This is a genomic window from Candidatus Poribacteria bacterium, from assembly GCA_021295755.1.
In the GTDB taxonomy this organism is placed as follows: domain Bacteria; phylum Poribacteria; class WGA-4E; order WGA-4E; family PCPOR2b; genus PCPOR2b.
This window is the reverse complement of sequence record JAGWBT010000092.1, coordinates 7,902-19,933: the sequence shown is the minus strand read 5'-3', so window position 1 is coordinate 19,933 and position 12,032 is coordinate 7,902. Positions and strand designations below refer to the sequence as shown.

13 protein-coding genes are annotated in these 12,032 nt (G+C 47.3%); all 13 read right to left on the bottom strand.

Annotated features, from left to right (window positions below; translation table 11 throughout):
• Positions 1-224: hypothetical protein (locus J4G02_14060; protein ID MCE2395699.1), on the bottom strand; the 224-nt coding region annotated here is incomplete at its 3' end.
• 15 nt (positions 225-239) lie between these two features.
• Entirely contained in the window at positions 240-641 is a 402-nt protein-coding gene (locus J4G02_14055; protein ID MCE2395698.1) for a hypothetical protein, read from the bottom strand.
• Position 642: 1 nt separating this feature from the next.
• Entirely contained in the window at positions 643-939 is a 297-nt protein-coding gene (locus J4G02_14050) for an AtpZ/AtpI family protein (GenBank protein ID MCE2395697.1), read from the bottom strand.
• 10 nt (positions 940-949) lie between these two features.
• The gene (locus tag J4G02_14045) at positions 950-2,380 is read right to left on the bottom strand and encodes an NADH-quinone oxidoreductase subunit N (GenBank protein ID MCE2395696.1); all 1,431 of its coding nucleotides are present in this window, start codon (positions 2,378-2,380) and stop codon (positions 950-952) included.
• Between the two features lie 39 nt (positions 2,381-2,419).
• Positions 2,420-4,162: a sodium:proton antiporter gene (locus J4G02_14040; GenBank protein ID MCE2395695.1), complete on the bottom strand. Its 1,743-nt coding sequence runs from the start codon at positions 4,160-4,162 to the stop codon at positions 2,420-2,422.
• Positions 4,152-5,690 carry an NADH-quinone oxidoreductase subunit M gene (locus J4G02_14035; GenBank protein ID MCE2395694.1) on the bottom strand — a complete coding sequence of 513 codons (1,539 nt, stop codon included), beginning with the start codon at positions 5,688-5,690 and terminating at the stop codon, positions 4,152-4,154. Before J4G02_14035 ends, J4G02_14040 begins: the two co-directional genes overlap by 11 nt.
• A 33-nt stretch (positions 5,691-5,723) precedes the next feature.
• The gene (locus J4G02_14030) at positions 5,724-6,104 is read right to left on the bottom strand and encodes a clan AA aspartic protease (GenBank protein MCE2395693.1); all 381 of its coding nucleotides are present in this window, start codon (positions 6,102-6,104) and stop codon (positions 5,724-5,726) included.
• Positions 6,104-6,385 (bottom strand): hypothetical protein, encoded by a 282-nt coding sequence (locus J4G02_14025; GenBank protein ID MCE2395692.1) that lies wholly within the window; start codon positions 6,383-6,385, stop codon positions 6,104-6,106. Before J4G02_14025 ends, J4G02_14030 begins: the two co-directional genes overlap by 1 nt.
• Positions 6,386-6,398: 13 nt before the next feature.
• Positions 6,399-8,282 carry an NADH-quinone oxidoreductase subunit L gene (gene nuoL, locus J4G02_14020; GenBank protein ID MCE2395691.1) on the bottom strand — a complete coding sequence of 628 codons (1,884 nt, stop codon included), beginning with the start codon at positions 8,280-8,282 and terminating at the stop codon, positions 6,399-6,401.
• Positions 8,283-8,293: 11 nt separating this feature from the next.
• Complete coding sequence (gene nuoK / locus J4G02_14015; protein ID MCE2395690.1) at positions 8,294-8,593, bottom strand: NADH-quinone oxidoreductase subunit NuoK; 300 nt, start codon at positions 8,591-8,593, stop codon at positions 8,294-8,296.
• Positions 8,594-8,614: 21 nt separating this feature from the next.
• A complete protein-coding gene (locus J4G02_14010; protein MCE2395689.1) occupies positions 8,615-9,316 on the bottom strand; it encodes an NADH-quinone oxidoreductase subunit J in 702 nt (233 codons plus the stop codon).
• A gap of 45 nt (positions 9,317-9,361) precedes the next feature.
• On the bottom strand, positions 9,362-10,540 hold the full coding sequence (gene nuoH / locus J4G02_14005; protein ID MCE2395688.1) for an NADH-quinone oxidoreductase subunit NuoH: 1,179 nt from the start codon (positions 10,538-10,540) through the stop codon (positions 9,362-9,364).
• 313 nt (positions 10,541-10,853) lie between these two features.
• Positions 10,854-12,032 (bottom strand): molybdopterin-dependent oxidoreductase (locus J4G02_14000; protein MCE2395687.1); only part of this gene is annotated, 1,179 nt, incomplete at its 5' end.

The following is a 12,032-nucleotide window of genomic DNA, read 5'->3' as shown; positions in this document are numbered from 1 at the left end:
GTCGAAATGATAAAAAGCAGCGCAATAACCAGTACTATGAAGTAAGCGTTGGGGATGAGATCCGGCTGATGCCAACGCTGTGGCTCTGGAACTATCTCATCCGGAAGAATTTTTGATATTGGACTTAACCACGATCGATGCGCGTCTTCAGCCGCCAAACCGACACTACAAGCGAGCAGCGACAGCAGCAAAATAGAAAATAGTGTGTGAAATGTCTTCTTCATTTCGTTCCTGTTGTATTATTTTTTTGTTAGAACACCTATCATCATCACGATTGCTTTGAGAATAATCACAACTTGCACCAGTCCAATTCCCGCTGCAAGGGTGTAGACATTCAGCCAATTTGCTTTCGTCAAGAGATAAAATCCGACAAAGATGATTGTGTACTTTCCTAACGCGATGAATCCCAGCCAACGTTTTGTCCCCGCCGAACCGCCGGGCTTAACCATGCGACGGATGATAAACTCCAATGACAAGATCGCGCTCAAACTCAAAAGACTGCCGATAGCAAAGCTCAAGCTGGCTGGCAGACCGTACACCGCCCAAAGGATTGGCATTGCAATGAGCGCAAGAACAGTCGTTAGACGATAGACCTGCAGTAGAAATCGGTCATCTACTTCAAAAGGCGTTCGGGCAATCACTTTACGACTCCTCTTCCGAATCCTTTACAGCTGCTTGATCCGCTCCGTTCCGTGAGTTTTCAACTTGCTCTTGGTGTTCCATGCGTTTATTCCACCGAGAAACGGCGCGAAACATCTCAATAAATCCTGCCGCAGTTCCCACAATAAAGCCAGTAATTAAGCCAATTGTTTGGTTGCCCAGTTTGCCACCGATCCACCAACCTAATCCAGATCCCATTCCAATTGCCAGCACAAGGGTGATGCCAATTGAAGCCAGATCCATACTATTCCAATCGCTACCCCGTATCAGCTTAGCCATTGTCGTGTTCCTATAAGAACGTACTAATTTGGGCTGGACTCAGGAAGTATGATGGCAGAATACCAATTAGGACCACACCGATCGCTGCGAGGGTCAGCGCAACGATGAGTAGACGTGGATAGGCGAGAAAGTCGAGTTCCGCTTCCGGCTCTCTCATGTACATCGCTACAACAACACGGAGATAGTAGAACGCAGAGATCGCAGTGTTAATCGCGCCGATAATCACGAGCCAGATCTGTCCAGATTCGACCGCAGATCGGAAAATGTAGAACTTACCGACGAATCCCGCTGTCGGTGGAAACCCAGCGAGAGATAACAGCATCAACGTCATGAACAGAGCGAGCAGCGGTTTTTTGAACCCCAGTCCGGCATAATCGGAAATCATAAGACTTTCCCCATCCTCTGTTCTTGCAAGAATCACCGCGCCGAAAGCCCCGATATTCATGACACAATAGACAAACAGGTAAAACATCGCGCCGGAGATTCCGTCTTTGTTTGCTGCTGCCAATCCGACCAAGACGTATCCAGCATGGGCAATACTTGAATAAGCGAGCATACGCTTAATATTTCGCTGTGCAATGGCGACCAAGTTGCCAACAGTCATCGTGAGTGCGGCAAGGATTGTAATAAGGATAATCCATTCGGATTGGAGGTTCTGTAACGCGTCCATGAAGATTCTCAGGAACGCAGCAAACCCCGCCGCTTTTGGTCCGGCGGAGATAAATGCGGCGATTGAAGTCGGTGCGCCTTCGTAGACATCGGGTGCCCACTGATGAAACGGCACAAGTGCTACCTTGAATCCGAATCCTACAACAAGCAGAAACATACCGGACAGTAGCAGTGGTGACTTTGCATCTACGGTTAAAGCGGAGGCAATTTTAGGAATGCTGGTCGTCCCTGCCCCCCCATAGATTAACGCAATACCGTACAGGAAAAATCCACTCGCAAATGCGCCAAGTAGCAAATATTTCATTCCAGCCTCGCTTGACGCCATACTCCTTTGGAAATAACCGGCGAGGACGTAAAGCGATAGCGACATCAGTTCTAAGCCGAGGAAGACAACAATTAACTCATTGCCTGAAGCCATCAACATCATGCCCAACGTTGCCAAAAGGATTAACAGGTAATACTCCCCCTGCCGCCTATCTTGGCGTCCCAAGTAGTTCATTGAAATGAGAACCACCAGAATCGTTGAGACCAAGAATATAACATTGAAAAAGAGGGAATATTTATCCACCTGAATCATATTGCTAAATTCTGTGCCTTCCGTGCCAACTTGCAACATATCAATGGAAACATATAGCGCAATGGCGGAGCCAACGATTGTGATCCAAGCGGTAAACGTCTTTTGAAGCGAATTGAACAGATCAAAAATTACGACGAGGATAAAGGTCAAAATAATGATCAATTCGGGCATCAGCAGTTGCCAGTTAATTGTCATTCAAATCCTCCAATCTTAGATGAACAGATAGGTCCATCCTTACACAAAGAACACAAATGTTACAATCACAAACACAGGAACCAAAATCGCCACCGACCAAAGCATGTATCCGAAGAAACTTGGCATCCTGACGCCGTTTTCCTCAGCAATCGCTTTGACCATGAAGTTTGGTGCATTGCCGATATAAGTGTTAGCCCCCATAAACACTGCACCACAACTAATTGCCAGCAACGTCTGCGACATTGGACCCATGAGCGAGGTTGGATCCCCACCGGCTGTGTTAAAAAAGACAACGTAAGTCGGTGCGTTATCTAAAAAACTTGATAGTACGCCTGTCAACCAGAAATACATCGCATTGACCGGGTCATTCGTTGTCGTTTGGACAGCAAGCACTATGCTGCTAAGGCTTCCATCAATGCCCGCTTGCAAGATTTTCAAAGCTGGAATCATGCAGACAAAAATGCCGATAAATAGTTTGGCAACCTCTAGGATTGGTTCCCACGTAAAACCGTTTGCCGCACGGACATTTGTTTCTAACTGACTCGATTCAGGCAGATTATGTCCATGCTCATCTTTCACGGTTTTATACATTGGCGTGTACAACAGACTGATAAATGCAATCAAGAGGAGCAAACCGTCTCGCACTAAATTGAAATAGGGTACAGTTACACCGAAGATCGAGATACCGCGGTTTTCATCGTGGGTTTTTTGTGCACGCAAGCTATTGACTTTAGCCTTGGCGTGAAGGTGGCTTTTCCGCAATTCGTAGTGTTCGTGATTGGATTTGTCAAATTTTATGGTTGTGTCGTTTTCATGTTCCTTGACATACGTATCGAGTTTTGCCTTTGTTGCGTCCATCTTTTCTTCTGCGGTTTTTATCTGGGGAGCCATTTTCTCCGCAACCGAATGATCCTTAAAAGGACCATCGGCGAGTGATTTGGACCACAGAATCGCAGCGATGATGCCGACGATAAGCAAGAAATTCCAAACACCTTGGAGGCGGAGTGGCTCTTTTTCCCCGTCGTCCGGCGGCGTTCCTTCTTTCTTGAACAAAACCGTATCGAAAATGAAGAATATAATTAGCAGTAAGATTACCACCGGTATCATCGCCGGGAGCAATGCCATTGTCCAGAAGAAGTCAATTCCTTTGAGGAATCCGAGAAACAGCGGTGGGTCGCCCAACGGTGTCAGTGAACCACCGATATTGGCTACGAGGAATATGAAAAAGACAACAACATGAACACGATGCTTGCGCCATTCGTTAGCCCGAAGTATCGGACGAATCAGCAACATTGCCGCCCCGGTTGTTCCCATCCAACTTGCCAAGGCGGTTCCTATTGCAATCAACACGGTATTTACAACAGGGGAACCTCGCAACGAGCCTTTCAGACAAATTCCGCCCGCGCATGTGAAAAGCGCGGCCAATAAGATAATGAAGGGAACGTAATCAAGCAAGACAATATGGACAATTTCATACCATCCATCGCCCTTGTAGCCAATAAGGAAGGGAATAGAGAAAATAACAATCCACGCTAGCGAAATTTTTCCGTAGTTATGCTCCCAGAAATGGAAGTTAATGAGTGGGATAATTGCAATGGAGAGCAGCATACCGATAAACGGAATGACGCTCCAAAGGGGCAGCTTCGATCCATCTACACCGTGATGTGCGGTGTGGTCGTCGTGACCATCGCCAGCTGCAGCTGCAAAACCAATTGTCGGTAAGAGAATAAGTCCAATGACACCGAGAAGTGTCAAGGGGAAAAATAGGTGTTTATTCGTCAATCTTTTTTGCCTCTTTTGTTGTGGTGTCCAGTACAATTGCAGGGGCAGCTGCCTCGACCGCCGCCGTGGATCTGCTCTGTTCTAACACTTGACTGACTGATTTTTCCATTCGGTTCAGAAACGGTTTGGGGTAAACGCCAATCCAAATGATGAACACCACTATTGGAACCAGTACAACGATTTCGCGCAAGCTCAAATCGGTCAAGGTTTGATTTTTTGGGTTATCGAGTTTGCCAAACATAACACGCTGGAACATCCAGAGCATATACACCGCTGCCAAAATCACACCGGTTGCAGCGATAATGACGTACACTTTAGAGAACGAATCAGACATAAAGCCGCCGAGCAAAATCATAAACTCCCCGACGAATCCGTTCAAACCGGGTAATCCAATCGATGAAAGCGTCACAATCATAAAAAATACGGCGAAAATCGGCATCTGTTTTGACAGTCCACCAAAGTCGGCAATCATGCGGGTGTGCCTGCGTTCATAGATCATCCCGACGAGCAAGAAAAGTGCGCCGGTACTTAATCCGTGATTAATCATTTGAAGAATACCGCCTTGTACGCCCTGATGGTTGAGTGCGAAAAGTCCAAGCACAACAAATCCCAAATGACTCACACTTGAATAGGCAACCAGTTTCTTAAGGTCTGGTTGCACCATCGCTACCAATGCACCGTAAATTATACCAATCACAGACAACGTTGCGATCAGTGGTGTATACGCTGCAACACCCTCCGGGAAAAGTGGCATACAGAAGCGGACGATGCCGTATGTCCCCATTTTCAGTAATACGCCCGCGAGAATAACACTGCCAACCGTCGGTGCTTCAACGTGTGCATCGGGAAGCCAAGTGTGGAAGGGGAAAAGCGGCACCTTGATGGCAAAGGCGATGAAAAACGCCAAAAATAGTAGATTCTGATGCGATAATGATCTGCCGTACAGGGTCATCAGGTTGAAACTATTATCATTTTGGAAATAGAGGTACAAAATCCCGACAAGCATCAACGCACTGCCCGCCATCGTATATAGGACAAACTTAATAGTCGCGTAGATGCGCCGATGTCCGCCCCAGATGCCAATCAGTAGGTACATCGGGATGAGCATCGCCTCCCAAAACACAAAAAAGAGGAAGAGGTCTAACGCACAAAACACACCAAGCATCGCCGTTTCGAGCATGAGCAAGGAAATCATGAATCCGCTGGCACCTTTTTCTATCGAATTCCATGCTGCTAGCACACAAATCGGCGTCATAAAAGTGGTCAACAGAACCAACCAGAGCGAGATGCCGTCAACACCGAGATGGTAGCTTATGCCAAGCCCCTCAATCCAGGTGCGTTCCTCCTTAAACTGCATCTCATGCGTGCTTGCGTTAAACCCTGTGTAGAGGGATAGCGACACGGCAAAAGTGAGCAGCGTAACGATCAGTGCAATCCATTTAAGCCCTGACTCACCTAAGATGTGCCTCGCAAGGGCAATTAAAATTGCGCCGAGCAGTGGTAAAAAGATAACTGCGGAAAGTAACAAGTATAACCTCCGAAGTGTAATGCGTAAAGGTCCTTACGCTTCACGATTTATGAGTGATTCCCTGATTTCAACCGTGCGATTACCGTAGTCAATTTCTAAAACATAACCATCTAAGAGTTCACTTCCGAGTAATGCGTCCTCAGATTCCGTGAGAGAAATCTCTATTTGACACGCTTCTTCGTCCAAATAGACGATTCCCTGAAATGTTACATCATGCCTAACTGTCCCATCCGCGAGTTCATAATAGTGATCGCCGTATAGCTCAAGCCCCAATGGAATTGCAGCAGGGATGGGCACACACAAAGCCCCATCAAATCCCGTATCAATCAGGGCATCAATTGTCGTTTCTCCGCGATTACCAGATAAAAGCACAGTAGTGCGTGGTTGCCCAGTATCGTCAAAATATCCACGCATTAAACCGGCACCCTTCCCCGGTCTCGGCGCAGGGCCCGAAACCCCGGGCGAACAAAACGAAAGATCTTATCCGGATACTTTTGTTTCCCCTTGTCACCCGCCTCAATAACACTTTTGCCGACAAAATAATCTCCACTGTAGGGTTCTATGGCGACGATAAGCCCGTAATATTTCTCTTCCAATTCAGACTTCAACTTCTCATAGACCTCATCGCTTTTCTCCCTAAAGTCCCGCATATTGATTGGTGCAATTTTTTCGAGCTCTCCAGTGTTCTTGTCCATGATACCCGCCCCTTCATCGAATAAACAGGTAATACCCCAAGAAAATGATGATGCCTATGACCATTGATACAACGTAGGCTTGGACAATCCCCGTCTGGAGTCGTCGAATCGAGCCACCAATGCCGCGGACGATAAATGCGGTTAGATTCACAAGCCCGTCAATGATGGCGACATCCATGATCTTCCAGAATAGATAGTGGGACACGCCCCGTATCGGCTGCACAATAACAGCGTTATAGATTTCGTCGATGTAGTATTTGTTAGCGAGGAGTTTGTGCAGCGGGTTCGTCGGTTCATCGACGGGCGCCTTGCTGCGATATATGAACAAAGCCACTAGAATACCTGCGATGCCAACGATGGATGAAATAATCATAAAGGGGACCGGATTGCTGTGATCTGATATACCATGATGTTTAAATCCTGTCACGCTTCCCAAGAAATTATGAATCGCGCTATGCTCTCCGCCCCAACCGACGATTGCACCGATAATTAGAGAAGGGATTGCTAACAACACGAGCGGGATCCACATCACCGGTGGCGATTCGTGGAGGTGTGACTCGACCTCTGAATCGACGCGCGACTCACCATGAAAGACTACAAAGATTAGACGGAACATATAGAACGCCGTAAGGAACGCTGTAAGCAGCCCAATCCCAAAAATTATTTGGTGCCCACCATCCCAAGCGTTGTGTAGTATTTCATCTTTACTCCAGAAACCGCTCAAGAATGGGAAACCCGCAATTGCAAGCGCACCGATGAGGAATGTCCAATAGGTGATCGGTAGCTTCGATTTCAGCCCGCCCATCTTCCGCATATCCAGTTCATCTGACATAGCGTGCATCACGCTGCCAGCGGTGAGGAACATCAGTCCTTTGAAGAAAGCGTGTGTCATCAAGTGGAAGATCCCAGAGGTATACGCACCAACCCCCACACCCACGAACATATAACCGAGTTGGCTTACAGTCGAATATGCTAGCACTCGCTTGATGTCATTTGCAGCCAATGCCATCGTTGCAGCGAATAGGGCGGTGAGAACGCCGATCCAAGCGACGACAATACCTGTGTGCGCTAGGTTAAACAGGATTGATGACCGGGCGACCATGTAGACACCAGCCGTGACCATCGTGGCAGCATGAATCAATGCACTAACAGGGGTCGGACCCTCCATCGCATCGGGGAGCCAAACGTAGAGGGGGATTTGTGCGGACTTGCCTACTGCGCCGACAAAAAGAAGTAGCGTTGCAATGATGAGTGTGCTTGCCCCGAAAACCTGCTCATAGGTGTTGGTTTCGGCGAGTCCGAACATCTGGTCAAAATTCAATGTGCCAAACGCCGCAAACAGGGTGAACATCCCAAGCAGAAAACCAAAGTCGCCGATTCGATTGACGATGAAAGCTTTCTTGCCGGCATCGGTGGCAGATTTTCTTTCAAACCAATGACCGATCAATAGATAAGAACAGAGACCAACGCCTTCCCAACCGATGAACATCATCAGATAATTATTCCCCAAAACGAGGATTAACATCGCGAACACAAACAGGTTGAGATAGGCAAAATAACGCGCTCTCCCCGAATCATGGCTCATATAGCCGATCGAATAGATATGGATGAGCAAGCCAACCCCTGTGATGACGAGGAGCATTACTGTGGTCAGTGCGTCAACATGGAAGCCGATATTCAGAGATTCTATGGGGATCCATTCGTAGAGCGTTTCCTTTAGTTCTCCACCGCCGCGCACCGCGGGAAATACAAAGAACGCACTGATAATGAACGATATCAGCACCGCAAGGGAGGCAATCCAACCACTCACATTTTTCAGCCATTTCCCGAACAGCCCATTGATTAGAAACCCAATCAGTGGGGAAATCAGAAGTAAAGTTATTAAGTCTTTCGACATTTCAGATGCGCCTATCCCTTCATCGAGTTGATTTCATCAATGTTAATCGTTTCACGGTGTCTGAAAACACTCACGATAATAGCGAGCCCAATGGCGACTTCAGCGGCAGCGACAGTCATGACGAAGAACACAAAGATCTGTCCCGAAGCATCCCCCAATTCTCGACCGATTGCGACAAAAGCGAGATTTGCCGCGTTGAGCATCAGTTCAATACACATAAAAATAATGATTGCGTTTCTTCGGATGAGCACACCAATCACCCCGATAGTAAAGAGCAACGCGCTTAAAATAAGATAGTATTGCAAGGCCATATTTCAATTCCTAGTTTACAATTAAGCCACCGTATCTGGATCTTCACGTTTAACCAGCACAATGACACCGATTAAAGCTGCAAGCAATACAAGCGATGTGACCTCAAAAGGCAATAGAAACTTCGTAAATAGTATCGTGCCAATCCGTTCAGGTTTGCCCATCTCTCCCTGAAGTTTTGCGATGAGTTGATTCGCTTCACTTGCGCTGAGCGTTTCTACGGTGTTTTTTTGTTCGGCAATCTCCGGCACGTACGTGCTATTGATTTCTGCACGGTCAAGTTGATAGGTGGATTCAATCGTCGCAATCTGATTCAGCTGTTCTGAAGTAATCACCCCACCAGTCGCTTGGATTCGATCCTGAGAAGGTGCAACAGCAGTGCCATCATACGCTTTGATTCCGATGTAAACTGCTTCTGCTGCCAATAGAATCCCTACAATGACGGCGAACACCTTTGTCTTGTTGATTTGGCGTACTGCTTGAAGCCTCCCTAAATTGAGCAACATGATCACAAACAGGAATAGCACCATAATTGCGCCGGCATAGACAATCACCTGCACAGCAGCAACAAAGTACGCTCCCAACGAGATAAACAGTCCTGCCAATGAGAAGAAGGTTAGGACTAATGCGAGCGCACTGTGAATCGGATTCCTAAATGCGATGACGCATATCGCAGAACCAACGGCTAGTACCCCAAAAATAATAAACAGAATCTGTTCAGCCATGTATATCCTTGTAAATCAGAGGCTTGTTATAGCCTGTGGTAGTTATTAAGATGAAGATTCTTCGGTAAAGCTCAGAACACCTCTATCATCAACCGGTTCAGGTTCCCGCGTCATCACCAATGTGGTTGATACGATCGCAACAACGATGGAGGCGGCGACGACATTTAGTATGCCCACAAGGAGCTTCGATTGTGTGAACGCCCAAACTGTCCCCGTTACAACGATTGTTGTTAGGGCAATAGGCAGTAGAAATTTCCAGCCGAGATTCATAAGCTGATCATACCGGAATCGGGGCAATGTCCATCTCACCCAGATAAAGACAAAGAGGAAAAATGCTGTTTTGGCGAAGAAGATTCCAAATGAAATCACACCACTCCAGAAGGGACCGCCGACCTTTTCCAATCCGAAGAAATGCCAACCACCCAAAAAGAGTGTAACAGCCACCGCCGAGCCGACAATCATGTGCATATACTCCGCCATGAAATACATAGCGAACTTCATGCTGCTATATTCTGTATGGTATCCGCCGACAAGTTCCTGTTCCGCTTCGGCGAGATCGAAGGGGAGACGATTGGTCTCTGCAAAGGCAGCGGTGGTAAAGGCTAAAAAGGCAGGAAAATGGATGAGGAAATTCCAAGTCCAGGGATAACTCCCTTGTTGGATTGCGATCTCCCGGAGGCTTAATGAACTTGAAAGCATAAGAACGCCGATAAGCGAAAGCCCCAACGTCAACTCATAGCTAATCATCTGTGCGGAGGAGCGCAAGCCACCGAGTAGCGAATACTTGTTATTCGATGCCCAGGCACCAAGCACGACACCATAAACCCCCAAAGAGGTGATTGCCAGAATATACAGAACCCCGATATTAATATCGGCAATTTGCAGAGGGATTTCGTAGCCTGAGATTGTTATTGAGCTGCCGAAGGGAACAACACCGCAGGTAACTAGAGCCGGCACCAAAATAATCGCAGGTGCGAGTAGATAGATCGGTTTATCCACATGGTCTGGAATCAGGTCCTCTTTCAGCAGAAATTTTACGCCATCGGCAATCGGCTGCAAAATACCCCAAGGTCCGACGCGGTTGGGACCGTGTCGGTCCTGAATCCATCCACTCACTTTCCGCTCGGCAAGAATCATCCCCATAACGCCGATGAGCAGCAGATGAACGACGACAACAATTTTGATGAGTGAACTAATGATTAAAACGTGAAATGGTAAGTCCATATCTCTCCCTATCTGGATTCTGAGACAACTTTGTTTTCAAGACTTCCCAAAATTCCTACGACTTTCGCCTTCAGTTCTGGAATATCTTTCTGAATAATTCCCTAAACCACATTTTCATCAATTCCAAAATAGTGGTGGACTCAGATGTTTCTCAATCCTATAATCGCTCGCCATTCTATGTCCGAGAATCTTCATTTGAATTCATCTGTAAAAGAATTGGCAGCTTCACCAAACCGGCTTATCTTTGAAATAATTACCAATCTCTGAGATTTGGCTTGAATCTAATTTCATTTCGCTTTCATCATGAAGGTCGTCAACTGTCTCCGCTAGCGAGATTGACTCCACCATCCCCAATATTCTGGTGCGTAGCATCTTGATAATCAGGTATATTTTCCGCAATCTCCAACGCAATCTCACCGGCGAAATGATAATCCATCTCACCACCCAAACGCTTGGCTAACTGCTGGATAATTTCCCAATCAACACGCGCCTCGCCGGGGGGATCAACAGCCCGATGTATCCGTTGCACCCAACCCTTCGCGTTGGTGAAACTGCCATCCTTCTCCGCAAAAGTGACCCCTGGGAGAATGACATCAGCCAATTGCGCTACATCGGATTCAAAGATATCCTGTACAACCAGAAAATCAACCGCTTCCAACGCCTGTTTCGTTGTCTCGTCAAGCGGACGTTCGGGTGCCCCATTCACAAGGTACACGACCTTTGCATTTGCTATTCCACTCCAAAGTGCGTCCCCTGTCAAGGAGTTATCATCTCCCAACCTGAGCATATCCCGTGCCCCGTGAGTGTTCGGGTTTTTGTCAGCATCAATGGTGAATTGCGGGAATTTGTGCTCCTCACCCAGTTCACGTCCAAACAGACCGATCGACTCCGTTTTGAGGACTTCACGAGCTAATTTGCCTAGCAGGTAATTCTCCTCATTGGTGCCTTGGGCGGAGCCAACGATAACGATGGATTCGGGATCTGTCTCAGAGAATTTTTCCACGATAAGATTCAGCGCATCCGCCCACGAGGTTGGAACGAATTCGCCATCTACGCGCTTCATCGGAATCTTGAGCCGATCTTCGCTATTAACGTAATGATAACCGAGCCGTCCGTCATCGCACATCCAGTGTTGATTGATATCCTCGTGGAACCGCGGCTGAATTCGATAAAGCCCATCCTCTTTATAATCAACAGTGATATTACAGCCGACGCTACAGCCCGGACAGACACTATTGACCTGCTTCATAAACCATGGACGCGACTTAAAAAGGAAATCCTTGCTAATCAGTGCCCCAACGGGACAGATATCCACGACATTGCCAGCGAGTTTATTGTCGAGCAACCGGAGCGGATTCTCATCATGGTCGCGTGGAATATCAATTTCGTCGTGTGAACCCCGGTGGATCAGCCCAAGTTCGCCGGTCCCTGCCACTTCATCGCAGAAGCGGATGCAACGGGTACAGACAATACATCGGGTCGAGTAGAGCAG

What these genes read in the sequence shown, in the direction of transcription:
- J4G02_14030 (MCE2395693.1), bottom strand. Translation starts at nt 6,104, where the DNA reads ATGCGTGGATATTTTGACGATACTGGGCAACCACGCACTACTGTGCTT.
- nuoH (MCE2395688.1), bottom strand. Translation starts at nt 10,540, where the DNA reads ATGGACTTACCATTTCACGTTTTAATCATTAGTTCACTCATCAAAATT.
- J4G02_14025 (MCE2395692.1), bottom strand. Translation starts at nt 6,385, where the DNA reads ATGGACAAGAACACTGGAGAGCTCGAAAAAATTGCACCAATCAATATG.
- J4G02_14045 (MCE2395696.1), bottom strand. Translation starts at nt 2,380, where the DNA reads ATGACAATTAACTGGCAACTGCTGATGCCCGAATTGATCATTATTTTG.
- nuoL (MCE2395691.1), bottom strand. Translation starts at nt 8,282, where the DNA reads ATGTCGAAAGACTTAATAACTTTACTTCTGATTTCCCCACTGATTGGG.
- nuoK (MCE2395690.1), bottom strand. Translation starts at nt 8,593, where the DNA reads ATGGCCTTGCAATACTATCTTATTTTAAGCGCGTTGCTCTTTACTATC.
- J4G02_14010 (MCE2395689.1), bottom strand. Translation starts at nt 9,316, where the DNA reads ATGGCTGAACAGATTCTGTTTATTATTTTTGGGGTACTAGCCGTTGGT.
- J4G02_14050 (MCE2395697.1), bottom strand. Translation starts at nt 939, where the DNA reads ATGGCTAAGCTGATACGGGGTAGCGATTGGAATAGTATGGATCTGGCT.